General features: G+C 66.2%; 16 protein-coding genes and 1 tRNA gene. 3 read left to right on the forward strand and 14 right to left on the reverse strand.

Annotated features, from left to right (window positions below):
- Window positions 1-315: 315 nt before the first annotated feature.
- The 10 genes from AC1RJ5_RS06180 to AC1RJ5_RS06225 all read right to left on the reverse strand — a co-directional run bounded on the left by AC1RJ5_RS06180 (window position 316) and on the right by AC1RJ5_RS06225 (window position 11,562).
- Window positions 316-1,350, reverse strand: coding sequence for a LacI family DNA-binding transcriptional regulator (locus AC1RJ5_RS06180; RefSeq protein ID WP_184168023.1), 1,035 nt, complete (start codon window positions 1,348-1,350; stop codon window positions 316-318).
- A 196-nt stretch (window positions 1,351-1,546) separates the two neighbouring features.
- On the reverse strand, window positions 1,547-3,133 hold the full coding sequence (locus tag AC1RJ5_RS06185; RefSeq protein ID WP_493112294.1) for a carboxylesterase/lipase family protein: 1,587 nt from the start codon (window positions 3,131-3,133) through the stop codon (window positions 1,547-1,549).
- Window positions 3,130-4,458 carry a methyl-accepting chemotaxis protein gene (locus AC1RJ5_RS06190; RefSeq protein WP_493112296.1) on the reverse strand — a complete coding sequence of 443 codons (1,329 nt, stop codon included), beginning with the start codon at window positions 4,456-4,458 and terminating at the stop codon, window positions 3,130-3,132. Before AC1RJ5_RS06190 ends, AC1RJ5_RS06185 begins: the two co-directional genes overlap by 4 nt.
- Window positions 4,459-4,503: 45 nt before the next feature.
- The gene (locus tag AC1RJ5_RS06195) at window positions 4,504-5,511 is read right to left on the reverse strand and encodes a PfkB family carbohydrate kinase (RefSeq protein WP_493112298.1); all 1,008 of its coding nucleotides are present in this window, start codon (window positions 5,509-5,511) and stop codon (window positions 4,504-4,506) included.
- A complete protein-coding gene (gene kduD / locus AC1RJ5_RS06200; protein WP_269574654.1) occupies window positions 5,508-6,263 on the reverse strand; it encodes a 2-dehydro-3-deoxy-D-gluconate 5-dehydrogenase KduD in 756 nt (251 codons plus the stop codon). Before kduD ends, AC1RJ5_RS06195 begins: the two co-directional genes overlap by 4 nt.
- A gap of 95 nt (window positions 6,264-6,358) precedes the next feature.
- The gene (gene kduI / locus AC1RJ5_RS06205) at window positions 6,359-7,192 is read right to left on the reverse strand and encodes a 5-dehydro-4-deoxy-D-glucuronate isomerase (protein ID WP_493112300.1); all 834 of its coding nucleotides are present in this window, start codon (window positions 7,190-7,192) and stop codon (window positions 6,359-6,361) included.
- Between the two features lie 37 nt (window positions 7,193-7,229).
- Window positions 7,230-7,886 (reverse strand): RpiB/LacA/LacB family sugar-phosphate isomerase, encoded by a 657-nt coding sequence (locus tag AC1RJ5_RS06210; RefSeq protein ID WP_342248748.1) that lies wholly within the window; start codon window positions 7,884-7,886, stop codon window positions 7,230-7,232.
- A 63-nt stretch (window positions 7,887-7,949) separates the two neighbouring features.
- Window positions 7,950-9,392 carry a glucuronate isomerase gene (gene uxaC, locus AC1RJ5_RS06215; RefSeq protein WP_493112303.1) on the reverse strand — a complete coding sequence of 481 codons (1,443 nt, stop codon included), beginning with the start codon at window positions 9,390-9,392 and terminating at the stop codon, window positions 7,950-7,952.
- Between the two features lie 16 nt (window positions 9,393-9,408).
- Window positions 9,409-10,719, reverse strand: coding sequence for an MFS transporter (locus tag AC1RJ5_RS06220; protein ID WP_269574650.1), 1,311 nt, complete (start codon window positions 10,717-10,719; stop codon window positions 9,409-9,411).
- Window positions 10,720-10,758: 39 nt separating this feature from the next.
- A complete protein-coding gene (locus AC1RJ5_RS06225; RefSeq protein ID WP_342248751.1) occupies window positions 10,759-11,562 on the reverse strand; it encodes a 2-keto-4-pentenoate hydratase in 804 nt (267 codons plus the stop codon).
- A gap of 407 nt (window positions 11,563-11,969) precedes the next feature.
- On the opposite strand from AC1RJ5_RS06225, the gene AC1RJ5_RS06230 reads away from it, so the two are divergent.
- The 3 genes from AC1RJ5_RS06230 (at window position 11,970) to AC1RJ5_RS06240 (ending at window position 20,229) form a co-directional block, all read left to right on the forward strand.
- Window positions 11,970-15,737, forward strand: a complete 3,768-nt coding sequence (locus AC1RJ5_RS06230; RefSeq protein ID WP_493112306.1) for a LamG-like jellyroll fold domain-containing protein — start codon at window positions 11,970-11,972, stop codon at window positions 15,735-15,737.
- 14 nt (window positions 15,738-15,751) lie between these two features.
- Window positions 15,752-17,236 (forward strand): DUF885 family protein, encoded by a 1,485-nt coding sequence (locus tag AC1RJ5_RS06235; protein ID WP_342248753.1) that lies wholly within the window; start codon window positions 15,752-15,754, stop codon window positions 17,234-17,236.
- Window positions 17,237-17,343: 107 nt separating this feature from the next.
- Window positions 17,344-20,229 carry a TonB-dependent receptor gene (locus AC1RJ5_RS06240; RefSeq protein WP_493112308.1) on the forward strand — a complete coding sequence of 962 codons (2,886 nt, stop codon included), beginning with the start codon at window positions 17,344-17,346 and terminating at the stop codon, window positions 20,227-20,229.
- A 119-nt stretch (window positions 20,230-20,348) separates the two neighbouring features.
- Here AC1RJ5_RS06240 and AC1RJ5_RS06245 read toward each other — a convergent pair.
- From AC1RJ5_RS06245 to rfbF, 4 genes are all read right to left on the reverse strand, one after another.
- Window positions 20,349-20,433, reverse strand: a tRNA-Leu gene (locus AC1RJ5_RS06245).
- 90 nt (window positions 20,434-20,523) lie between these two features.
- Window positions 20,524-21,837: a lipopolysaccharide biosynthesis protein RfbH gene (gene rfbH / locus AC1RJ5_RS06250; RefSeq protein WP_184168049.1), complete on the reverse strand. Its 1,314-nt coding sequence runs from the start codon at window positions 21,835-21,837 to the stop codon at window positions 20,524-20,526.
- Between the two features lie 8 nt (window positions 21,838-21,845).
- The gene (rfbG, locus tag AC1RJ5_RS06255; RefSeq protein ID WP_269574645.1) at window positions 21,846-22,943 is read right to left on the reverse strand and encodes a CDP-glucose 4,6-dehydratase; all 1,098 of its coding nucleotides are present in this window, start codon (window positions 22,941-22,943) and stop codon (window positions 21,846-21,848) included.
- On the reverse strand, window positions 22,931-23,701 hold the full coding sequence (rfbF, locus tag AC1RJ5_RS06260; RefSeq protein ID WP_184168051.1) for a glucose-1-phosphate cytidylyltransferase: 771 nt from the start codon (window positions 23,699-23,701) through the stop codon (window positions 22,931-22,933). The genes rfbG and rfbF overlap by 13 nt, the downstream gene beginning before the upstream one ends.
- Between the last annotated feature and the right edge of the window lie 3 nt (window positions 23,702-23,704).

Genomic DNA, 23,704 nt, shown 5'->3' on the forward strand with positions numbered 1-23,704 from the left:
CCCCAAAGGTCTTTTCATCGACAAGCACTGGTCGATGCGCCCATTGGGAAGCCTGGAATCAGGGTGCGACGCAGCATCGCGGAAAACGACATGAGTCGCCCCGCAAGTTCCAGCCATGTCGCGACTTGCCCCCTCCCACGCCCCGCATGCAGATCTTCGTGTCCACTTGGGCGCAAGCGTATCAGTCACGCTTGTTCACGCTATCAATCTCGCGCCCGGCCACCGATGTCAACCGGTGTCATTGAACTAAATGTCACAATTCCGGGATTGCGGCATTTCAGCAACATCGGGGAAATGCTGCTGTGCAGCGCAGGCTCAGCCCTCGCGCGGCGGCGCCACCGAAGCGCGGTGGATCAGCGTCGAGGGGAAGAGCGAAGGCTCCTCGACGGCATTGTCGTCCCCGCCGAAAAAGTCCGCGAGCAGCTTGAGCGCAGCCGAGCGCGCCATCGAGATGATCGGCCAGTGCACCGTCGTCATCGGCGGCCAGATATGCGAGGCGATCGCGGTATCGTCGAAGCCGATGATCGACAGGTCCTCGGGCACGCTCATCCCCCGCCGGCGCGCGGCATGCAGCGTCGCGGCCGCCATCTCGTCGTTCGAGGCGAAGATCGCGGTCGGTCGCGGCGACAGGTCGAGCAGCCGGTCGGCCGCCGCCAGCCCGGTCTCGAACGTATAGTTGCCGTCCGCGATCAGGCTGCGCGGCAGCTTGATCCCGGCCACTTCGAGCGCGTTCTCGAAGCCCTTGCGCCGTTCCCGGGCGGAGCGGAAGCCGTGCGGCCCGGCGATCAGGCCAATGCGGCGATGGCCGAGCGCGATCAGGTGGTTCACTGCCTCGGTCACCACGTCGCAGTCGTTCGAGGCGACCATATGCTCGGAGGAATCCAGCGTCGCCGAGCCCATGCGGACATAGCGGATGCCCAGCTCGCGGCAGAGCTCGGCCACCATCTCGTTCTCCGAGACCGGCGGCAGGAACATCACGCCGTAGAGCCGCTGGCGCTCGAGGAAGTTGCGCACATCCTCGAGCATCGTCGAGCTGCCGCGGTCGATCGGGCGAACGATCAGCTCGAACTCGGTATCGCGCATCGCCTCGAGCATGCCGGCCTGCACGTTCATCACCATCTGGGCGTTGGGATTGTCGTGGATCAGCCCGATCAGGAAGTTGCGCCGCAAGGCCAGCGCGCGTGCCTGGACATTGGGGACATAACCCAGCTCGCTGATCACCTGCTCGACCCGGGCACGGGTATCGCCGTTGAGCAACGGCGAGCGGTTGATCACCCGGCTGACGGTCTTCTTCGAGACGCCCGCAATACGCGCGACGTCGTTGATGGTGGGCTTTCCGGTTCTCTCCATCGGCCGAGCATAATGGCTCGCGGGACAAAGCGATACTTCATTATCGGCGCAGCAATATGGAAACCGGTGTCAAACGCTCTTACCGTCATCCCCGCGCAGGCGGGATCCAGAGTCACGGGCGAGCCGGCAGAGACCCTGGATCCCCGCCTGCGCGGGGATGACGGTGAAAAGAACGCAGGGGATGACGATCGCAGTGTCAGCTCCCCGGCTGGATATACGGCACCCTGCCCCACAGCTCGCGCTCCCATTTGCGCGGATCATGGACCAGCCGGCTGGGCGCATCGAACACCATCGTCGCGCGACCGGGCAGCGTATAGGGCGCCCATGCGGGCAGCCCCTTCGCCACCGGCCGGCCGGTGCGCGCCAGTGCGGCAAAGGCACCCATCACCTGCGCGCTCAGCTTCTGCGCGGCGGCACCGGTGCCCGTGAACGATCCCGGTGCGTCGAGCGTGCCGAAGGCGAGCGCGATGTCCATCGTGTGCGGTGCGCCGCGCTCCGGCTTTGTCGGTGACTGGAAATCGACCTGATAGACCCAGGTGGACTTGGCGCCCGCCGCCGCCCGCGCATCCGCCTCGAGCCACTGGCCCGGCCAGCTGCGCCCCGCGGTGGTGGCCCGGTAGAAGAGCTGCTCCGGCGTATCCTGCGGGAAATGCGCGCGATACTGGGCGACCGCCCATTCGGGCAGCAGGTCCATCCGCAGCTCCGGGGCCATCCGCTCGGCGATATTGTCCCAGGTCAGCCCCTTCACCTTGGCCGAATTGGGATCGATGAAGGCGCGTGTCTCGTCATGCGTATTGCCCAGGATCATCGGGATCGACAGGCTCTGCGGATTGGCATCCGGCCAGAACGGGTGGCGGGTGAGCCACTTCATGTCGAGCACCGGCCCGAAATAGAGGCCACCGCCCAGGATCGGATCGGTCGCGTCGAGCGCATCGACCAGCTTCTCCACCGGCATGTCGAGCAGCGGCTGGAGATTGTCCTCCTTCACCCCCAGCTTCGCCAGATAGGCCTGGGCGCGCCTGGTGGCGTTCATCGGACCCGAAGCGGTCACCTGCTGCCCGCTCATCGTCGCGGCAGAGTGGAACAGGCCCTTCGCCGCCGGCATGCCCATCAGCGTCGCGATCTTGGCACCGCCGCCCGACTGGCCGAACAGAAAGACACGCTTCGGGTCCCCACCGAAAGCGGCGATATTCTCCCGCACCCATTGCAGCGCGAGGATCAGATCGAGCTGGCCGAGATTGCCGCTGTCCGCGAAACGCGGATCGAAGCGAGCGAGATAGAGATAACCGAGAGCGTTGAGCCGGTGATTGACCGTCACCACCACCACATCCTCGGTCGCGGCGAGCTTCGCGCCATCGTTGAGCGGCACGGTGACGGTGCCGTTCGAATAGGCGCCGCCGTGGATGTAGAGCATCACGGGCTTCGTCGCCCGCGGGTCGGCGCCCTCGGGCATCCAGATGTTGAGGAACAGACAGTCCTCGGACGCCGGCTGATCGCCCTTCCCCTGCGGGCAGATCGGCCCGAACTTGTCGGCGCGATAACCCGTCACCCGCGGCGCCGGCCTGGGCGCGCGGAAGCGCTCGGCGACACCGTAGCGAATGCCCTTGAACGACCAGACCTTCCGCGCCTCGTCATAGCCGCCGGCGGAGAAGTCTCCGGCAGGGCATCGCACAAACGCGGCACGGGCATCCGCACCATAGCTGTCCTGCGCCAACACCGCGCGCGGCGCCATTGTGAGCGCGGCCCCACCCGCCAGAACAGAACGCCTCGATACGCCACTCATTGACCCGCTCCCGTGATGATATGTCCCGTCGCTTCCTCGATCCGGCCGAGTGCCTCGCGGGTGAGCGCCGCCTGGCGCCCCGCCTCCTCGGCCTCGCCGGCAAGCCGCCCGACCTCCAGGCTGATCGTCGCGATCAGCGCGGCGATCTCGCGCGAGGAGACCGCCGTCTCGTCGATCGAGGCGAGGATGCCCGCCACGGTCGCCATCTGCGCTTCCATCTCGCCCGATACCGCGCGCACCCGTGCCAGCAGCTCGGTGACCACGCCCAGGATCGCGCGATTGGTCTCCGCCATCGCGCCGCTCGCGGCCTGGGCCTCGCGGACGGTCGCGGTGATGTCGCCGCTCGCATTGGCCGCCTGGTCGGCGAGGCTGCGCACTTCCTGCGCCACCACCGCGAAACCGCGTCCGCTATCGCCTGCCCGCGCCGCCTCGATGCTGGCGTTCAAGGCAAGCAGCTTGGTCTGATGGGCGATGCGCGAGATCAGCGTGACCACGTCCTCGATCCGGGCATTGTGCGCGGCAAGGCTCTCGGCGCTCTCCTTGCCCTTGAGCGCGATCGCATCGGCATTGCCCGCCACTTCGGCGGCGGCGGACGCATCCTCGCGGGCGCGTTCATAGGCGGTGATCAGCCCGGCGGCACTGCGCGCGGATTCCCCCATCGCCACCGCGGCCTGATCGGCGGCAGAGGCCACTTCCGAAGCGGGTGCCCGCAGGCTGAGCAGATCGGCGGCGCTGCGTTCGGTGAACTGGGCGATCTCGCGGCTTGCCCGCGCGGTGCTGGCGATCGATTCGGTGAGCTCGGCCCGCACTTCCGCCAGCTCCTGCCGGCGCACGGCCTGCGCGCGCAGCCGGGCGATCTGGCGAAGGCGGCTGGCGATGATCTCGAACTCGATCACTGCAAGCTTCTGGGTTGCCCGCGTCAGCCGCTCGAGCTGGTCGGGATCGCGGCTCAGCTCGAAGAACAGCGCATGGATATGCATCTGCGCGACCAGCATCGAGGCCGCGACGGTGGAGAATTCCAGCCCGTCCTCGGCGATGCGATCGGCCTCGGCGACGATCCGGTCCAGCCAGGCCTGGTCGATCGACCGCGACAGCTTGGCGCGGGCATAGTCCACCCGGCTCTGCACCAGCGCATCGGGCACGGCCGTGCCCGCGCGCCGTTCCAGCAGCTCGCGCGCCACGCCCGCGATATGCGGCTCGATGAAGCGCCAGGCCTCGGCCAGTTCGGCCTCGAACTGCGCGTCGATCGCATAGGCAGTGCGCAGCTGCGCGGCGTCACGGTCTTCGGACGCCGCCTCAGCGGCGAGTAAGAAATGCTCTCCCATCGGCTATCCCCACCCTCTCCGGGGCGATATTTCGCCTCCGGCAGATCATCGGCGGACGTCGAACCCGCCTTCACTGAATGCCGCCAGATCGGCACGCGTGAACAGGCTCGCATCGCCCGGCAGCGAATGCTTGAGCGCGGTGAGCGCCAGCCCCGCTTCGGCCGCGGCCTTCGCGTCGCCGCCGCTCTCGATCAGGCCGTGCAGCACACCAGCAGCAAAGGCATCGCCCGCGCCGATACGATCCACGATGCCGGCGATCAGAACTTCGTCGGTCTGGTAGCCGCCGGCGCGCGTATCGACCCGTGCCGAGACGCGGTGGCTGTCGGCATCGTCGACATGGCGCGCGGTGTTGGCGATCGTCTGGAGCTTCGGGAAAGCGGCGAACGCAGCCTCCGCCGCCTCGCGCCGGCGATCGGCGCCGTCGCCCGAGAATTCGCGCCCGAGCAGCAGCGAGATGTCGCGGTGGTTGCCGAACAGCAGGTCGGCATGGCCGATCAGCTGGGTCAGCACCGCCTTGGGATTGCTGTCCCAGCTTTCCCACAGCTTCGCGCGGTAATTGCCGTCGAACGACACCGGGATGCCCCGGGCGGCGGCAGCTTCCGCCGCGGCGATCGCGGCGCTGGCGGTATTGTGGCCAAGCGCGGGCGTGATGCCCGACAGATGCAGCCGGGTGGCGCCTTCGAGCAGCACGTCCCAGTCCCAGACATCGGCCGGGCGCTCGGCGAACACCGAATGCGCACGATCATAGACGATATCGGAAGCGCGCAGCCCCGCGCCCTGGGTCAGGAAATACAGGCCGAGCCGGCCGGGTGCCGAGACGATCGTCGAGGTATCGACACCGCGCCGGCGCAGCTCGCCGATCGCCGCCGCGCCCAGCGCATTGTCCGCCACCACGCTGATCATCCGGACCTTGTGGCCAAGACAGGCCAGGCCGGTGGCGACATTCGCCTCGGCCCCGGCGACGTTCACGTCGAGCTTCGGCGTCTGCAGCAGCAACTCGCGCCCGGGCGCCGAGAGCCGCAGCATCAGCTCACCGAAAAAGACGATGCTCATCGCGCCAGCCACCCGCCGTCGACGGCAAGGATATGGCCCTGGATATAGTCGGCCGCCGAGGAAGCGAGGAAAACTGCCGCGCCGCCCATGTCTTCCGGCGAGCCCCAGCGTCCGGCGGGAATGCGTTCCATGATCTGGCGGTTGCGCGTCTCGTCCGCCTGCAGCGCCGCCGTGTTGTTGGTGGCGATGTAGCCCGGGGCGATCGCGTTCACGTTGATGCCCTTGGTCGCCCATTCATTGGCGAGCAGCTTGGTGAGGCCGCCGATGCCCGATTTGGACGCGGTGTAGCTCGGCACGCGGATGCCGCCCTGGAAGGTGAGCATCGACGCGATATTGATGATCTTGCCGCCGCCATTGGCGACCATGTGCCGGCCGGCGGCCTGGCAGAGGAAGAACACCGACTTGAGGTTGGTGTCGACCACCGCGTCCCAATCCTCCTCGGTGAAGTCGAGGCTGTCGTTGCGGCGGATGATGCCGGCATTGTTGACCAGGATGTTGAGCCCGCCCAACTTATCCACAGCTTCATCCACAACCCTGCCCACAGGCTCGATGCTCGAGAGATCGGCCGAGATGATCTCCGCCTTGCGGCCGAGCGCGCGGACCTTCTCGACGGTTTCCTGCGCCGGGGTGCGGCCCACGGCGGCGATATCCGCGCCAGCGGCGGCGAGCGCCAGGGCGATGCCCTGGCCGATGCCGGTATTGGCACCGGTCACCACGGCAACCTTGCCGGAAAGATCGAAGGGATTGGTCATTGCTTCTCTCGCTCGCCTCCCGTGCGGGAGGTGTCGGGTGGGTATTTGGAAGGGTAGCGGGCGCCGATCGGCGCCGCCCGCTCCGGGGTCTCGGCTCAAGCCAGCTGGCAGATGTCCATGACGTTCATGTCGGTATAGTCCTGGTTCTCGCCCGCCATCGCCCAGATGAAGGTATAGGCGCGCGTGCCCGAGCCCATATGGACCGACCAGGGCGGCGAGATCACCGCTTCCTGGTTCGCGATCACGATGTGGCGAAGCGCGTCCGGCTCCCCCATATAGTGGAAGACGCGGTCGTTCTCGCCCAGGTCGGTGTAGAGGTAGATTTCCGAGCGCCGCTCATGGACGTGGCACGGCATGGTGTTCCACACCGAGCCCGGCTTGAGCGTGGTCAGGCCCATCACCAGCTGTGCGCTGTCGCACACGCCGGGGATGACGAGCTGGTAGATCGAGCGCTCGTTCGATTCCTCCAGGCTGCCGCGGTCGAGCCGGTTGGCGTCGGCGATGCCCAGCTTGCGGGTGGTGAATGCCTTGTGGGCGGGGCAGGATACCAGATAATAGCGCGCGCCGGCGCCCACGAACCGCACATCCGCCGCGCCCATGGTCACATACAGGCAATCCTTGTTGCCCAGTTCGAATCCCTCCCCATCAACGGTGACCGTCCCGGATTCGCCAATATTGACCACCGCCAGCTCGCGGCGCTCCAGGAACGGATGCCCCGCCGCAGATGCCGGCTCGACCTGGTCGGGCAGCTTGATGCTGCCCGAACCCGGCGTCGCCCCGCCGATCACCATGCGATCCGCATGGGTGTAGTTCAGCACGACCTCACCGTCCCGGAACAGGTCCGTGATCAGATAGCGGTCGCGCAGTTCCTCGTTCGATACGCACTCCATCATGTCGGGGTGCGTGGCGTAATAGGTCCGTTCGAACATGGCGGGGCTCCGTTGGGTCAACCGGTAACGAGAAGGTTCAGGCGGGTTCGGCTTCGCGTGCGGTCACGCTCTTCAGATACGCGCTGATCTCGGCGTCCTGCGAATTGGCGTAGAAATACTCGGCGAACTTCTCGCCTGCGATCGCGGCACGCAACAGGTCCTGGTCGACGTTCTTGAGGACGGTCAGCATGTCGTTGCAGGTCACCGCCTTGAGATCCTTCAGGATGCCGCGGTTTTTGCGCATGATCTCGGCGCGCTCCTTCGGGTAGCCGAGGCCGCGCTCGCCGTCGAACAGCTTGGCGTAGACGTCCTTGAGGTTCAGCTCGGCGGCCCAACCGAAACCCTTGGCATAGGGCATCGAGATGGCGTTGCCGTCGTTGATCTGGCCGAACAGGAAGGCGTCGGTCGGGTCGATGACCAGGCCGCAGAACACGCCGGGCATCGCGTTGCAGGCAAGCATCGCGCCCATGCCGGTGCCGCAGCCGGTGACGACGAAGTCCGCCGCGCCCGAATTGAGCAGGATGCCGGCGAGCAGGCCGTTCATCACATAGGTCAGCGAGGCATCGTCCTCGGCCGAATACATGCCGTAATTGAAGACCTGATGGCCCAGCGGCTCGGCAACGCTGGTCAGCGCATCATGGATGATGCTGTTCTTGGCGGCCTGGCTGTTCTCGTTGATCAGCGCGATCTTCATGGTGCGGTTCCTCTAGTAACTGTCCGGCGGGGCGACCGGCTTGGGAGTGCCCCTGTGAATGGGTCAGGCGGCTTCCGCGCGGCGCGGCGCCTCGTCGAGCTTGTACGCCTTGCGCACCAGCCCGTTGGTGAGTTCGTGCGCCAGTTCGGCGGCCTCCCAGTCGAGCAGCCGTCCTTCGGCGACCAGTCGCGCGAGGAAGGCGCAATCGACGCGGCGGGCAACATCATGCCGCGCCGGGATCGACAGGAAGGCGCGGGTATCGTCGTTGAAGCCGACGGTGTTGTAGAAGCCGGCGGTCTCGGTCACCTGCTCGCGGAAGCGGCGCATGCCCTCGGGCGAGTCATGGAACCACCAGCTCGGGCCCAGCTTGAGGCACGGATAATGGCCGGCCAGCGGTGCCAGCTCGCGGGCATAGACAGTCTCGTCGAGCGTGAAGAGGATGATCGAGAGATCGGTCGAAGTGCCGAACCGGTCGAGCAGCGGCTTGAGCGCATGCACATAGTCGGTGCGCATCGGGATGTCCGCGCCCTTGTCGCGGCCATGGCTCTCGAACAGCCCGCCATTATGGTTGCGGAAAGAGCCCGGATGGATCTGCATCACCATCCCGTCCTCGACGCTCATCGCCGCCATCTCGGTCAGCATCTGGGCGCGGAACAGCTCGGCATCCTGAGGGGCCCAGCTGTCGGACAGGATCGTGCGGAACAGCCGCTCGGCCTCGTCCTTGCTCAGGTTCGCGGTGGCCGCCGTCGGGTGGCCATGGTCGGTCGCGGTGGCGCCGGCGGCCCGGAAGTCCGCACGACGCTTACGATGCGCGGCGAGATAGCCGTCCCAGCTGTATACGTCCTCGCCGGTCTTCTCGGCGAAGATCCGCATCGCGCCGGCGAACTGCTCATGCTCGACATCGATCACCGCGTCCGGGCGATAGGTGGTGACCACTCGTCCGTTCCAGCCGCTGTCATGGATCGCATGGTGTGGCGACAGATCGTCCTGCGGCCCCTCGGTGGTGGCGAGGAAACCGATGTTGAAGCGATCGAACAGGGCGCGAGGCTTGAACGCGTCGGTCGCCAGCTTGGCGTTGATCGTGTCGTAATAGAGATCGGCGGTAGTGGCATCGAGCGCCACGTCGAAGCCGAACACCTCGCCGAACACATGGCTCAGCCACATCGACGACGGGGTGCCGCGGAACAGATAGGTGTGCTGGGCAAAGGTCCGCCATGCCTCGCGCGGGTCGGTCGCCGGCATGCCCGCCTTGCTCGGCACGCACAGCGCATCGAGCGACACGCCCTGAGAATAGAGCATGCGGTAGATATAGTGATCCGGCGAGAGCAGCAGCTCGGTGGCGTTCGACCAGTTGGTGTTGGTCGAGAACCAGGTCGGATCGGTGTGCCCATGCGGGCTGATGATCGGCAGCCCGGCCACTTCGGCATAGAGCGCACGCGCGATACTCCGCGAACGATCCTCCGCCGGGAACAGCCGGTCAGGGTCTAGCTTCAGGGGCCGGGCCATCTCTCAATCCTCTCGTTTACGCGACGTCCGCGCGCTCGAGGCGCGGCGAAAGCAGGTGGATCGAAAGCAGCGCCAGGAAGTACGCCGCACCCGCGACGATGAAGAGCGGCGCGTAGCTGCCGATCACGTCGAGCACATAGCCCGCGTATTTCGAGAAGACCATGCCGCCTACGGCACCGACCGTGCCACCAATGCCGATGACCGAACCCACCGCGAAGCGCGGCACCGTGTCCGAGGGAATGGTGTAGAGCGTCGCCGAGAAGCTCTGGTGCGCAGCGGCGGCGACCCCAACGAAGAACACGCTGATCCAGAGGTTGCCGTAGAAGGTGGTGAACACCACCGGCAGCACGAAGCAGGCCGAGATCAGCATGGTCAGCTTGCGCGCCTTGTTCACGCTCATGCCGGTGCTCATCAGCTTGCCCGAGAGCCAGCCGCCCGCGACCGAGCCGACGTCCGAGATCAGGTAGATCGCGCCCAGCGCAATCGCCGCCGTCGGCGAATCCCAGCTCGTCAGGTTCAGGCCATATTCCTTGCCCAGCCAGCTCGGCAGCCAGAACAGGTAGAACCACCAGATCGGGTCGATGAAGAACTTGCCGAGCGCGAAGGCCCAGGTCTCGCGCTTGACCAGCAGCTTGCCCCACAGGTTCTTCACCTCGACCACGGGGTCGGCGGGATCCTGGGTGATGTAGGCAAGCTCAGCCTCACCCACCTTGGGATGATCGGCCGGCTTGTCGCGGAAAATGGCAAGCCAGGCGATCAGCCAGATCACGCCGAAAATACCGGTGATTACGAAAGTCATGCGCCAGCCGACCGCCGGCACCATCGCCCAGATCAGCAGCGGGGTGAGGATCGCGCCGACGTTCGAGCCCGCGTTGAACAGGCCGACCGCGAAGGCGCGCTCCTTGGCCGGGAACCAGTCCGCGACGGTCTTCACGCCCGCCGGGAAGTTGCCCGATTCACCGATGCCCAGGCCGAAGCGTGCCAGGGTGAACTGCATCACCGAGTGCACGCCGCCATGCGCCACGTGCGCGATCGTCCAGATCACGACGGCGATGGCATAGCCGAAGCGCGCGCCGATCGCGTCGACGATCTTGCCGAAGGCGAGATAGCCGATCGCGTAAGCGGCCTGGAAGTAGAAGACGATGTTGGCGTAGTCGGTCTCGGACCAGCCGAGTTCCTTGGAGAGATCGGGCTTGAGCACCGCGATCATCTGCCGGTCGACATAGTTGATGGCGGTGGCGGCAAAGAGCAGCCCCACGATCACCCAGCGGTAGCGACCGACGCGCGAAACCGCGCCGGAGACTGCCGCCTCTCCCTTACTCGCCATCATTCTCTCCCTATTATTTTATGCCGCGCGACCGCCGAATCAGGCGTCGTGGATGCCGACAATACGGCACTTGACGCTGTAGTCCTGCGCGAACCGAGCATCGACCAGCTCACCGACCCGAACCGGATGCACGCCGGTGACGGCGCCGGTGGAGATCCACTGCCCCTGGGCAAGCGGCAACTGCCGGCTGGCGGCAAGCTCGAACAGGAAACGGACAGCACCGAAGGGACCGTCGAGCATCGTGCTCGCGGTGGCCTCGCCGGCTACTTCGCCCTCGATGACCAGCGAAACCGGCCAGTCGAGGAAATCCGCGTCGAGCGGGATCGCCGCGCCGATCACCAGGCCGTTATTGTTGCCGAAATCCGAGACGGTCACCGCCGGGCCGTGCGCGTTGATCCCCGGGAAGGGCGAGCTGGCCACTTCGATGCCGACATGGATCGCATCGACATATTCCGCGACCTCTTCATTGGTCCAGGCGCGGTCGAAGCTCTCGGGCAGCGGGCCCAGGCGCAGCAGATATTCCGCCTCGCCGGCGGCAAAGCCCTGCTCGAACACCGGCATGTCGGGCACTTCGCCCTCGCCGGCGGTCACCACCGAATCGGCGAAGATCGGGCCAGCAAGGCGGTTCGCACCATAGGTGGCGTCGAGCGGCTCCGGAATCTTGCCGACCTTCCAGCCGACGACCTTGTCGCCGAACAGCTCGATCGCACGCTCCTGGATGCCATAGGCTTCGTCGAGCGTGCCGGGCAGATCGCCCGGATAGTCGTTCAGCGCATTGCCCGCCTGACGAGCTGAAACAAATGCCTGGGCGATGGCGTCAGCCGGTTCCCGTCCTTCGATCAACTTGAAATTCCCCATTGTTCCGGTCGCGTGAGGGCCGCTCGCCACGCGCGGCTGGCACAAATGCAGCCGCCGCCCGACATCGCCGCTCCACCCGCTTCGCCTGCCCCGATCACCGCTCGCCTCCAACGGTTTCTCAGGATCCGGGAAAGACAGGCCGGAGCCGGTGCCGGACCATGTCGAGTAACTTGCGCGCGATCTCCTCTCCGAGTGGCCGCGCCCCGGCTTTGCTCGGGTCCGCGGAATGTCGCCCAATGCTACCGGTGTCACGCTGGCCCGTCAACGCACCTAAAGTCGGATCGTCGAAATAGGCCGGAAACGAGAAAGGGATTGCCACCGGTGTCAGCCGTCGCCATGCTTGACAACAAAGGCGGCCGAGACCGTCCTGCTATGGTTCAGAGAGGCATGTCATGATCCGCACGTCCACCAGCATTGCCCTGGCATGGGCTCTCGCGCTCTCCGCCGGCCCCGCCTTTGCCCAGACCGCGGACGACGGCCTGCTCTTCCGCGCCTCGGGCGACAAGAACGGCACTGCGGAGCAGGCGCGTGGCGACGCGGTCCCCAATTTCCAGACCAAGGTCACCAACGTGCCGGACGGCGCGATCGGCGGCGCGTTCCGCTGGGCCGATGACGGCTATATCGCCTGGAACGCGGCCGGGAATATCCAGGCGCAGCGCGGCACCCTCTCCTTCTTCTGGCGCAGCCGCGAGCCGGTAGGCGAAGCACCCTTCGTGATCTTCCGCGTCGGCTATGCGGATCATAGCAGCTGGGACATGGCGTTCCTGCGCATCGACTGGAACGGCCACGGCTTCGATGCCTTTGTGACCGACGCCAATCTCTCGCGCGTCCGCGTCTCGTTCAAGCTGCCCGAAAAGCCGGCACCCGACGCCTGGCAGCATATCGCCTTCGCCTGGGACGAGAGCGTCGGGGTCAGGCTCTTCGTCGATGGCAAGGAAGTCGCACGCAGGGACCAGAAGGCCGATCTCGATACCGGGCTCGACCAGTTCGGCATGGCCGGCCGCGTGATGGCGCCGCATCAGGTGCAGAGCCGCTACAATTTCATGCGTGGCAGCGATCTCGACGAGATCCGCGTCTATGACCGCATGCTCGACACCGCCGGCATCGCCGCGCTCGCCGCCAAGGCTGAGCCCGCCCCCTCGCCCGCCATCGCCGATGCCGGCAAACGCGCCGCCTGGCTCCACCGCTTCGGCTGGGACGCAGCCTCGCCGCCGGTGCTTGCCGACAAGGTCACCAGCGTCCGCAAGGTCGAGTTCGCCGACGCGAAGGACCTGAAGGAGTGGATGTGGAAGGGCGTGGACGGCATCGCCGAGACCACCTGGCCCGGCGTCTACAACCGCTCGAAGCTCCCCGGCCGCGACGATTATTTCGAGCTGCCCGACTGGAACGTCTATGTCGAGGGCGGAAAGACCTACACGCTCACGGTCCCCAAGGACGAGAAGTTCAACCGGCTCGAAATCCGCGGCGCCGCCTATGGCGCGCTCGATTATGCCGCCGACGGCGGCAGCTTTCGCAGCCTGGCCCGGCGTCCGCAGGGCGTAGTCCGCAGCGTCACCTCGCTTGGCGAGGCACAGGGCGGCACGCTGCGCTTCACCAATGTGATGCAGGAACAGCCGATCCAGGAAATCTGGGCCTATGACGTCGGCACCGGCAAGGAGCCGGAGGGCGCGTTCAAGCTCAACTACACGGTGGACGCGAAGGTCTCGGCCGATCTCGCCGCGCTCGCGCCGCTCAACAAGTTCATTCGCGGCCGCTATCCGGCTGACGAGCGCAACACCGTGCTCGCCTTGCCGCCCGGCGCCAGCTCGGCCGCCGCGGGTGCGGGCAGCGCCGCCTCGACCGGTGCCGCCGCGCATGTCGAGGGCGCGATGCCGATCGTCCATGTGCTGATCCCGTCGGGCTTCGGCGATGCCTTTGCCGGCCGGGCGCTGGCGCGCGCCTGGAACTATGGCTGGGAGAATAGCCGCGACGGGCTGGACGGCATCGCGCTCGACATCCCCGCGCTCAAGGCGACGCCCAGCAAGGACGGGCTGATCCCGCTCAACATCAAGGTGAAGGATCCGATCTGGCCGGGCCGCGACATGATCGACCTGTCGATCTCGGTCCGCCCCGGCGAGGCGCGCACGCTCTGGCTCGACCTGCGCGACCGCATCCTCACCAACGATAGCCTCTATCTCTCGGTCGCCTCCGCCGCGCCCGACTTCGGCCCGACGTCGCTCGACGGCATGAACATCCGGCTGGTGTTCAAGGACCGCAAGGAAGCGCTGCGCGAGCACATCGCCGACCGCTTCAACCAGGTGAAGGACAATTGGGGCTTCCTGGTCGAGGAACACACCGCCTCGAAGCGCGCCGCCATGTATGCCCGGGTCTTCGCCGATGTGCAGGACCTGCTCCGCGTCGACCCCGACAATATCGAGGGGCGGCGCTACTGGGCGGATATCAGCTACGGCCCGCAGAACCTGCCCGACTTCAAGCAGCCCGAAGCGCCGGCCGACGTGCCGCTCTGGGCCTTCCGCCAGCTTGAGGATCTGAAGATCACCCGCCAGTTCGTGAACTGGTGGATCGACAACCGCCAGGTGCCCTATGGCGATTTCGGCGGCGGCATCTCGGACGATACCGATCTGCTCCAGCAATGGCCCGGGCTGGCGCTGATGGGCGTCGATCCGGACAAGATCAACACGTCGCTGCGCGCCCTGTCCGAGGCGGTCTACAAGAACGGCATGATGGTGAATGGCCTCGGCTATATCACCACCGACGAGCTCCATGCCTATGAGGAAGGGATGAACTCGGACGCCGAGCGCCTCTATCTGAACTGGGGCGAGCCGCTTGCGGTCGAGCGGCTGATGGCGACGGTGAAGGCGTTGAAGGGCGTGATCCTGCCCAATGCCGCCGGCCACATGCACTTCGCCAGCAACTGGTATGGCGCGCGCAAGATGTACCGCGAGGGGCCGTTCGAGTGGCAGAAGCCCTATAGCTGGGTCGTCCTCCACGCCCCCACGCTGGTCGGTCTCTACAACGGCAATCCCGATGCCCAGGGCCTGATCACCGGCGTCACCGACGGGCTGCTGGCGCATGGCAAGCAGGATGCCAAGGGCAACTGGTCCTGGCCGAACGAGATCAACTGGCGCACCGATGCCGAGCGCGCCGGCGATGGCGGCGGGGCCTCCACCCCGATCCAGGCGGCCTGGTCGGCCTGGCGCTTTACCGGCGACGCGAAATATCTGAGCCCGATCCTCGCCCGCGTCGGCAAGAGCGGCCCCGCCTCGGTGCAGGACATCAACGAGAACGTCATCAAGCTGCTCGGCGGCGACAAGGACTGGTCGAAGACGCTCACCGACAAGGCGAAGAAAGGCGGCGCTTTCGAGCAATGGGCCGCCTGGGACGCGACCGGCGATACCAAATATCTGGAATCGCTGCATGCCGCGGCGATCGAGGACAAGTCGCAGCGCCAGTACATGTACACCGAGGGCCATTGGTGGTCCGACCGCGTAGACCAGCCCAACGAGATCCTCCAGCGCGAGCGGCTCGGCGGCATTGCGCTTCGCCGCAACCAGACCTGGCCGGGCAACGCGGTCAGCTGGCGCTTCGACGATCCCGAGGGCGCGCTGAAGACCGCCATCCTCGTTCCCGGCGCCACGCCGACGCATTTCAAGGTGATCGCCTATAACACCGGCGACACCCCGCAGAGCGCCGACATGTCGACCTGGAACGTGGCCGCCGGCGAATGGGAAATGGTGACGAACGGCGCAACCACTGCGCTCCATCTCGAGCGCAGCGCCTCGACGCGGGTCACCTTCGCGCCGCACGCCACCACCGAGATCGAGTTCACACTCAAGACGCCGGGCGAGGACGTCGCCACGCGGCCGGATCTCGGCATCGGCAGCGATGACGTGGTGGTGAAGGGTGGCAAGCTCGCCGTCACGGTCCATAGCCTGGGCGCGAAGGGAGCGGCCGGCGGTACGCTGACGGTCGAGGATGCATCGGGCAAGGCACTGGCTACCGCCGCCATTCCCGCCCTCGCCGCCCCGCTCGACCTTACCCCGAAGACTGCAACGATCCGCCTGAGCCTGCCCAGGGGCGCCGCGCGTGTGCGTGTAGCGCTGCCGGGCAATGCGGCGGAAGTGACGCAGCTGAACAATGTGGTGACGCTGACCAACTGAACCGGAGGATCGCGATGCAACGCCGCCAGTTCCTCGCCGCCGCCGGAGTCGCCGCGCTCCCTCGTCTTGCCCTGGCCGCGCCGGGACAGGACGAAGCTTTGCGCGCAGCACTGGACGGGCTGGCGAGGCTCGACACGCCCGAGGCGAAGCTGGCGCAGCTGAAAGGCTTCGCGCCGGCGTCGCTTTCTCCCTCCGCCCGGATCGACCTGGAAACGGTCCGCGCGGGACTCGTGGTGGATGCGCAGCTCCTGCGTCGCTTCCCGATCGGCCGGCTCGGCCGCTCGCCCTATACAATTGCGCCCAATGCCGGCGCCTGGCGCGACACCGTGCCGGATGCTCGCAAGGTCAACGCGGAGAGCGAGGCAATACGGACCGACGCCGCCCGCGGCGCAATCCTCCCTCTCCCGCTGCTCGAAAAGACCCGCGCCGGAATCGCCGCAGCAGCGGAAAAGGCATCCGGCCCCCAAGCCGAGGCCTTGCGCCGCCAGGCGGCCCTGCTCGCGGAGCTCGCCCCCAAGGCACCCGCCGAGCCCGGCACCGGCCGCTTCCCCGGCGGCACCGACTATTTCGCGCTGCTGCTGGAACGCCATTACGGCGCGCGCATCGCGCCTGCCGAGGCGCACCGCATCCTGCTCGCCAAGGCGCAGGAGCTTACCGCGCGCACCGACACCGTCCTCAAGCGCCTGGGCTATACAAAAGGCAGCGTCGGCGCCCGGATCAGCGCCGCGTTCACGGATAACCGCTTTCTCTACAGCGACGATGATGCCGGTCGCGATCGGCTAGTTGCCGATATGAACGCCACCCTCGCCCGCGTTCCTGCCCGCCTGCCCGCCCTGTTCGGCCCGCTGCCGCCCGAGTGCCTGAACGTCGCCACCGTGCGGATGACGCGCGCCGAGGAAGCCGAGGGCAAGCAGGGTTATCGCACCGTGCCCACCCCGACCTCACCCGGCGCCTATTATCCGGACCTCAAGCGCATCCGCGACCGCCCGTCCTGGACCCTGCCCGCCGTGGTCCATCATGAACTGCTGCCCGGGCACATGATCCAGATGCCGATCGAGGCAGCCGCCAATCCGCACCCGCTGCGACTCGAATATGCGCCGGCCTTTGCCGAAGGCTGGGCGATCTACACCGAGCAGCTGATGGCAACCGACGGCGCCTTTGCGGGCGATGACCGTGCGCTTCTGGGGCATTTGCACTGGCTGCTCTTCCGCATCGGCCGCGGATTGGTTGACACCGGTGTCCATATCGGACAAGAGACACTGGCACAGACGAGCAGCAAGCTCGCGAAACTGCAGGGAGAGGCGGCCTATTTCGCGCCAATGGCGCAGGATATCGAGCGAATCTGCATAGACCCCGCCATGCGCGCCGCTGAGGCGCTCACCTGGTTGGGCTTGGCTCGCATTGGCGCCACCGAGCGCCGCAAAGGCACAGAATCGCTCAGGAAATTTCACCGCAGGCTGCTCGCCAACGGGCGCAAGCGCTTCGCGATGATTGCCTGAGGCAGGCGAGAGCCCGCCCGGGATCGAACAGAGAGCCGGTGTGAACCGGCCGATAGCCAGGCGCCGCCCGCGGCCGGCCTGGAAACACTGAACATGGGAGAATTGGGATGCGTAAAGGGTTTTTGAAGCGGAATATCTGGTCGGCCGGCGCCTCGCTGGCTGTGATTGCCGGTGCGAGCATCGCGACTCCGGCGCTGGCGCAGGACGCGGCCCAGACGCCGCCTGCCGACAGCAGCCAGGGAACCACCGTGCAGGAGCAGGACCAGGGCACCGATGGCGCCATCGTTGTCACCGGTTTCCGCCAGTCGCTCCAGAAGGCGCTGAACCTCAAGAAGGAGTCGGTTTCCTCGGTCGACGCGATCGTCGCAGAAGACATCGCCAAGTTCCCGGACCAGAATCTCGCGGAATCGCTGCAGCGTATCCCGGGCATCTCGATCCAGCGTGACGCCGGCGAAGGCCGTGCGATCACCGTGCGCGGCCTCGGCGCGCAGTTCACCCGCGTCCGCCTCAACGGCCTGGAGACCGTTGCCACCTCGACCGACGGTGCCTCGGCCAACCGCGACCGCGCCTTCGATTTCAACGTGTTCGCTTCGGAACTGTTCAACTCGCTCGTCGTCCACAAGACCGCCGAGGCTTCGCTCGACGAAGGCTCGCTCGGCGCAGTCGTCGACCTGAACACCGGCAACCCGCTGGGCGGCAAGGAAGGCTTCACCTTCGTCGGCTCGGCCCAGGCCAGCTATAACGACCTCTCCAAGAACTGGGGCCCGCGCTTCGCCGGCCTGCTTTCGTGGAAGTCGCCGAGCGGCGCGTTCGGTGCGTCGCTGTCGGCAGCCTATTCTAAGACCGACAATGTCGAGCTCGGCAACAACTCGGTGCGCTGGGCCCAGGCGACCTTCGACCAGGTCAGCGGCACCAATTGCTGGACCACCGCCAATTCGGGCGGCACCTATGTCCCGAGCGCAGTCTGCTCGCAGGCCGCCCTCTCCTTCCACCCGCGCATTCCGCGCTACGGCATCGTCGGGCATGACCGCGAGCGCCTGGGCATCACCGGCAGCGTCCAGTGGGCGCCGAGCGACGCGACCAAGATCTCGATCGACGGCCTCTATTCGCGCTTCAAGGAAACCCGTGAGGAGAAGTGGCTCGAGGTGCTGCTGCGTTCGAACGAGCGCTCGATCAACGTCGTGAACCCGGTCTACGACAGCAACAACAACATGATCTCGGCCACCCTCAACGACGCGTGGGTGCGCACCGAGCATTATCTCCGCAAGTCGGACACCGAATTCTACCAGATCGGCGGCACGTGGGATCAGGAGCTGGGCGACAGCTTCCGCTTCACCCTGCTCGGCGGCATCTCCAAGTCGAATGCCGACATCCCGGTCGAGACGACGCTCATCCTCGATGACCGTGACGCGCAGAACTACAAGTACGACTATTCCAATATGCGTCAGCCGGTGCTGACCTTCGGCACCAGCGTGACCGATCCGGCAAACTTCCAGCTCGCCGAGATTCGCGATCGCCCGTCGAACGTCACCAACAAGTTCCGCACCGCGCAGCTGCGCACCGAATGGGACGTGGCCGAGGGCTTCCAGATCAAGTCGGGCGCGATGTATCGCCGCTTCGACTATCAGGTGAAGGCCTATCAGCGTGATACCGCCGTGTGCGGCAATGGCGGCCTCGATCTGGTGCTCAAGACGATCACCTGCTCGACCACCTCGACCTTCGGCCCGACGGCTGTCTACGGCTTCCAGGCCACCCCGCAGCTGACCGAGCTGGTCAACCTCGGCAATGCCGGCCAGCCGGCGGGCACCACCACCAGCTGGGTGGTCGCCAATATCGACGCGGCCGCGGCCTATACCGGCCTCTACAACCGTCCGCTGGCGCTCGACGTGGGCAACAACCGCAACGTCACCGAAGAGGTGAAGGGCGGCTATCTCCAGTTCGACGCCAAGGGCGATCTGTTCGGCCTGCGCTATGCGCTCAACGCCGGCATCCGCTATGCCTCGACCGACCAGAGCTCGACCGGCATCAACGGCACCCTGCCCGTCACCGTGAAGCGGACCTATGACGACTGGCTGCCTTCGGTGAACGTCGCGCTGTTCCCGGCCGAGAACGTCATCCTGCGCGCCGCCGCCGCCGAAGTGATGACGCGCCCGACGCTGGGCAGCCTGACGCCGGGCGGCTCGGCCGACGGCTTCAACTACCGCGTGTCGTTCGGCAATCCGAACCTCGATCCGTATCGCGCCACGGCCTATGATCTCGCGGCGGAGTGGTATTTCGCGCCGCAGTCGATCTTCTCGGTCGCGGTGTTCAAGAAGAATGTGAAGAGCTTCCCGGTCAGCGCCACGCTCACCGGCCAGACCTTCCTGTCGACCGGCCTGCCCGCCACCGTGCTCGCCGCCTCGTCGCCGGCCTTCCTGAACCCGGCCCAGCTCGCCCAGCCGATCTGGACGGTAGTGACCACGGTCAACGGCACCGGCGCATCGCTCAAGGGCGTCGAGATCGCGGTGCAGGCGCCGTTCCGCTTCCTGCCGGGCTTCCTGAAGAACTTCGGCGGCATCGCGAACGCGACCTTCATCGACTCGAGTGCGACCTACAGCCAGTCGGCACCCGCCACCGCGGTGAACGCCAACGGCTCGCTGACGCTGCCGAACCGCGCCTTCAACTCGACGCTCTACGGCGTGTCGAAGAAGGCGTTCAACGCGACGCTCTACTATGAAGACAAGAAGTTCAGCGCACGCGCCTCGGTCAGCTATCGCGGGCCCTATGTCGATGCCGGCTCGGGCACGGGCAACGTGTTCGAAGGCTATAACGCGATCACCAATGTCGACGCATCGGTCCGCTACAAGCTCACCGATTGGATCGAGCTGTCGGTGGAAGGCACCAACCTGACCGACGCCTATCGCGACCGCTACACCGACACCGCCGCGAACCGGAACTACGAGTTCAATCATTTCGGCCGCACCCTCCTGGTCGGTGCGCGCCTGAAGCTCTGATCGCCTCCGCGATCCACTATGGGGCCGTCGCGTCACCCGACGCGGCGGCCCTTTCTTTGTGAGCCGGCGGCAAAACAAAAAGACCGCGGTGCCGATGGCGCCGCGGTCTTTTTGTTTGTTGGTGCCCCTGGCCGGACTCGAACCAGCATGCCTTGCGGCAACCGATTTTGAGTCGGTCGCGTCTACCAATTTCGCCACAGGGGCAGCGAAGCCCGGGTGGCTAGACGATGGAAAGCCCCGGGGCAAGCACTTGCGCGATCCGCGCGAACGCGGATCGCGGCATGTGCGTCTGTCTTAGAAGTTCAGGCCGAAAAACTCTTCGAGCTTCTCGCCGACATAGTCGAAATGCTCGGCCCCTAGCGCCGGGAACAGGCCGATCCAGAAGGTGTTGTTCATCACCTGGTCGGTGCGGGTCAGGTCGCCCACCACGCGATAGTTCACATGCTCGAAATAGGGCTGGCGGGTCAGGTTGCCGGCGAAGAGCAGGCGGGTGCCGATCTTGTTCTGGTCGAGATAGCGGGTCACGTCGACGCGCTTGGCATCCACGCCATCCCGGATAGTGATGGGGTAGCCGAACCAGGAGGGATTCGAATTGGGGGTGGCTTCCGGCAGAATGAACACTTCCTCGAGGCTTTTCAGCCGTTCGGTGAGCAATTCGAAGTTCCGCCGCCGCGCTTCGACGAAACCCTGGGCCCGCTCGAGCTGGGCCAGGCCGCACGCCGCCTGCATGTCGGTGATCTTCAGGTTATAGCCAAGGTGCGAGTAGACATATTTGTGGTCGTAGCCGAACGGCAGCGTGCCGTGCTGCTGGCCGAAGCGCGAGCCGCAAGTATTGTCGCAACCCGGCGCGCAATAGCAGTCGCGGCCCCAGTCGCGGATCGACTCGATGATCGGCTTCAGCTCCATCGAGCTGGTGAACACCGCGCCGCCCTCGCCCATCGTGATGTGGTGCGCCGGATAGAAGCTCACCGTGGCGACATCGCCCCAGGTGCCGACCAGCTTGTCCGCATAGGTGGCGCCGAGCGCATCGCAGCAATCCTCGACCAGCCACAGGTCGTACTTGTCGCAGATCCGCCGGACCTCGGCGAGGTTGAACGGGTTGCCGAGCGTGTGGGCGATCATGATCGCGCCGGTCTTCTCGGTGATCGCCGCCTCGATCAGGCTGGCGTCGATATTGTAGGTCGGCACGTCGACATCGACGAACACCGGCACCAGCCCGTGCTGGATCGACGGGTTCACCGTGGTCGGGAAGCCCGCCGCGACGGTGATGACCTCATCCCCCGGCTTCAGGCGGCGATCGCCCAGCTTGTGGCTGGTCAGGCACGACAGCGCGAGCAGGTTGGCCGAGGAGCCCGAGGTGGTGGTGAGCACGAACGGCGCACCGACCAGCTTGGCCAGGCCCGCCTCGAACTCGGTGTTGAAGCGGCCGGTGGTCAGCCAGCCGTCCAGCGCGGCTTCGACCATCAGCTCGATTTCGGGGGCGCCGATCACCTTGCCGGCGGGCGGGATCACGCTCTCGCCCGGCACGAACGGCTTCGGCGCGAACTGCGCCTCGGCATAGCGGCCCACCAGGGTGCGGATTTCCTTGCGAAGATCGTCAGCAGTCATGAAACGGATTATCCTTGGTCGTGTGCGGTGCCGGCCGCGACGAAGCGGGCCAGCTCGGAAAGGCAATAGGCGTGCATGTCGTCGCCGGCGGTCCAGGCGCGCTGCCAGTCGACGATGCTCTCAAGCGCCCGGGCGAGATTCCAGCGCGGCTCCCAGCGGAGACCGGCGCGCGCCTTGGAGATATCGAGCTTGAGGAAATTGGCCTCGTGCGGCTGGACGCTCGGGTCCCGCACCCACGACGCGCCCTCGCCCCACAGCGCGCACATCTTCTCGACGATCCACTGGACCGGCCGCGCATCCTCGTCGCGCGGGCCGAAGTTCCAGCCCTCGGCAGCGGCCGCGGGATCGTTCCACAGCGCCTGGCAGAGCACGAGATAGCCCGAGAGCGGCTCGAGCACATGCTGCCACGGCCGGGTCGCCAGCGGATTGCGGATCAGCACCGGCTCGCCGGCGCTCACCGCGCGCAGGATATCGGGCACCAGACGATCGGCAGCCCAGTCGCCGCCGCCGATCACATTGCCGGCGCGGCCCGATCCGATCGCGGCCTTGCCTTCGCCGGTGAAGAACGAACGACGATAGGCCGAAGTGACCAGCTCCGCGCAGCCCTTGGAATTGCTGTACGGATCATGGCCGCCCATCGCTTCGTCCTCGCGATAGCCCCACACCCATTCGCGGTTCTCATAGCATTTGTCGGTAGTGACCACGCAGACCGCGCGCACCCCCGCTGCCTTGCGCACCGCCTCGAGCAGATGGACGGTGCCCATCACATTGGTGGCATAGGTGCCGACCGGATCGTCATAGGACGCCCGGACCAGCGGCTGCGCGGCCATGTGGATCACGATCTCGGGATCCGCGGCGACCAGCGCCGAGGTCAGCGCTTCCGCATCGCGGATGTCACCGATGATCGAGTTCATGCCCGTCGCGACATCCGCGACCTGGAACAGCGCCGGATCGGTCGGCGGCGCGAGCGCGAAGCCGGTCAGCTCCGCGCCCATCTGCTGCAGCCACAGCGACAGCCAGCTGCCCTTGAACCCGGTATGCCCGGTCAGGAAGACGCGCTTGCCCGCCCAGAATCCAGGATCGACGCCGGCTTTCACCAGATGCACCAGGGCGCCTTGCCGCTTTCCCACAGGCTCTGGAGCATCTGCTTCTCGCGCAGCGTGTCCATCGGCTGCCAGAAGCCGTGATGCTCATAGGCCATCAGCTCGCCGTCCGACGCCAGGTTGCGCAGCGGCTCCTGCTCCCACAGCGTCGCGTCGCCCTCGATATAGTCGAGCACCTTGGGCGAGAGCACGAAGAAGCCGCCATTGATCATGCCGCCATCGCCCTGCGGCTTTTCGAGGAACTGCTCGACCTGGCCGTTCTCGATCTGCAGCGCGCCGAAGCGACCCGGCGGATAGGTGGCGGTGAGCGTCGCGGCCTTGCCATGGGCGCGGTGGAATTCGAGCGTCTTCGCGATGTCGATGTCGCCCACGCCGTCGCCATAGGTGAAGAAGAAGAACTCCTCGTCCTTCACCAGATCGCCGACGCGCTTCAGGCGGCCGCCGGTCTGCGACTCGTCGCCGGTATCGACCAGCGTGACCTTCCACGGCTCGGCGCGCTTCTCGTGCACGATCATCTTGTTCTCGACCATGTCGAACGTCACGTCCGACATGTGGAGGAAGTAGTTCGCGAAATATTCCTTGATGATGTAGCCCTTGTAGCCACAGCAGATGATGAATTCCGTCACGCCGTGCGCGGCGTAGATCTTCATGATGTGCCACAGGATCGGGCGACCGCCGATCTCGATCATCGGCTTCGGACGCAGGCTGGTCTCTTCAGCGAAACGCGTGCCGAGCCCCCCAGCCAGAATGACTGCCTTCATCGG

The organism is Sphingomonas sp. GW822-FHT03G08 (assembly GCF_058801135.1).

Coding starts and splice junctions, on each gene's coding strand:
- AC1RJ5_RS06180 (WP_184168023.1), bottom strand. CDS start 1,350: ATGGAGAGAACCGGAAAGCCCACCATCAACGACGTCGCGCGTATTGCG.
- AC1RJ5_RS06185 (WP_493112294.1), bottom strand. CDS start 3,133: ATGAGTGGCGTATCGAGGCGTTCTGTTCTGGCGGGTGGGGCCGCGCTC.
- AC1RJ5_RS06190 (WP_493112296.1), bottom strand. CDS start 4,458: ATGGGAGAGCATTTCTTACTCGCCGCTGAGGCGGCGTCCGAAGACCGT.
- AC1RJ5_RS06195 (WP_493112298.1), bottom strand. CDS start 5,511: ATGAGCATCGTCTTTTTCGGTGAGCTGATGCTGCGGCTCTCGGCGCCC.
- kduD (WP_269574654.1), bottom strand. CDS start 6,263: ATGACCAATCCCTTCGATCTTTCCGGCAAGGTTGCCGTGGTGACCGGT.
- kduI (WP_493112300.1), bottom strand. CDS start 7,192: ATGTTCGAACGGACCTATTACGCCACGCACCCCGACATGATGGAGTGC.
- AC1RJ5_RS06210 (WP_342248748.1), bottom strand. CDS start 7,886: ATGAAGATCGCGCTGATCAACGAGAACAGCCAGGCCGCCAAGAACAGC.
- uxaC (WP_493112303.1), bottom strand. CDS start 9,392: ATGGCCCGGCCCCTGAAGCTAGACCCTGACCGGCTGTTCCCGGCGGAG.
- AC1RJ5_RS06220 (WP_269574650.1), bottom strand. CDS start 10,719: ATGGCGAGTAAGGGAGAGGCGGCAGTCTCCGGCGCGGTTTCGCGCGTC.
- AC1RJ5_RS06230 (WP_493112306.1), top strand. CDS start 11,970: ATGATCCGCACGTCCACCAGCATTGCCCTGGCATGGGCTCTCGCGCTC.
- AC1RJ5_RS06235 (WP_342248753.1), top strand. CDS start 15,752: ATGCAACGCCGCCAGTTCCTCGCCGCCGCCGGAGTCGCCGCGCTCCCT.
- AC1RJ5_RS06240 (WP_493112308.1), top strand. CDS start 17,344: ATGCGTAAAGGGTTTTTGAAGCGGAATATCTGGTCGGCCGGCGCCTCG.
- rfbH (WP_184168049.1), bottom strand. CDS start 21,837: ATGACTGCTGACGATCTTCGCAAGGAAATCCGCACCCTGGTGGGCCGC.
- rfbF (WP_184168051.1), bottom strand. CDS start 23,701: ATGAAGGCAGTCATTCTGGCTGGGGGGCTCGGCACGCGTTTCGCTGAA.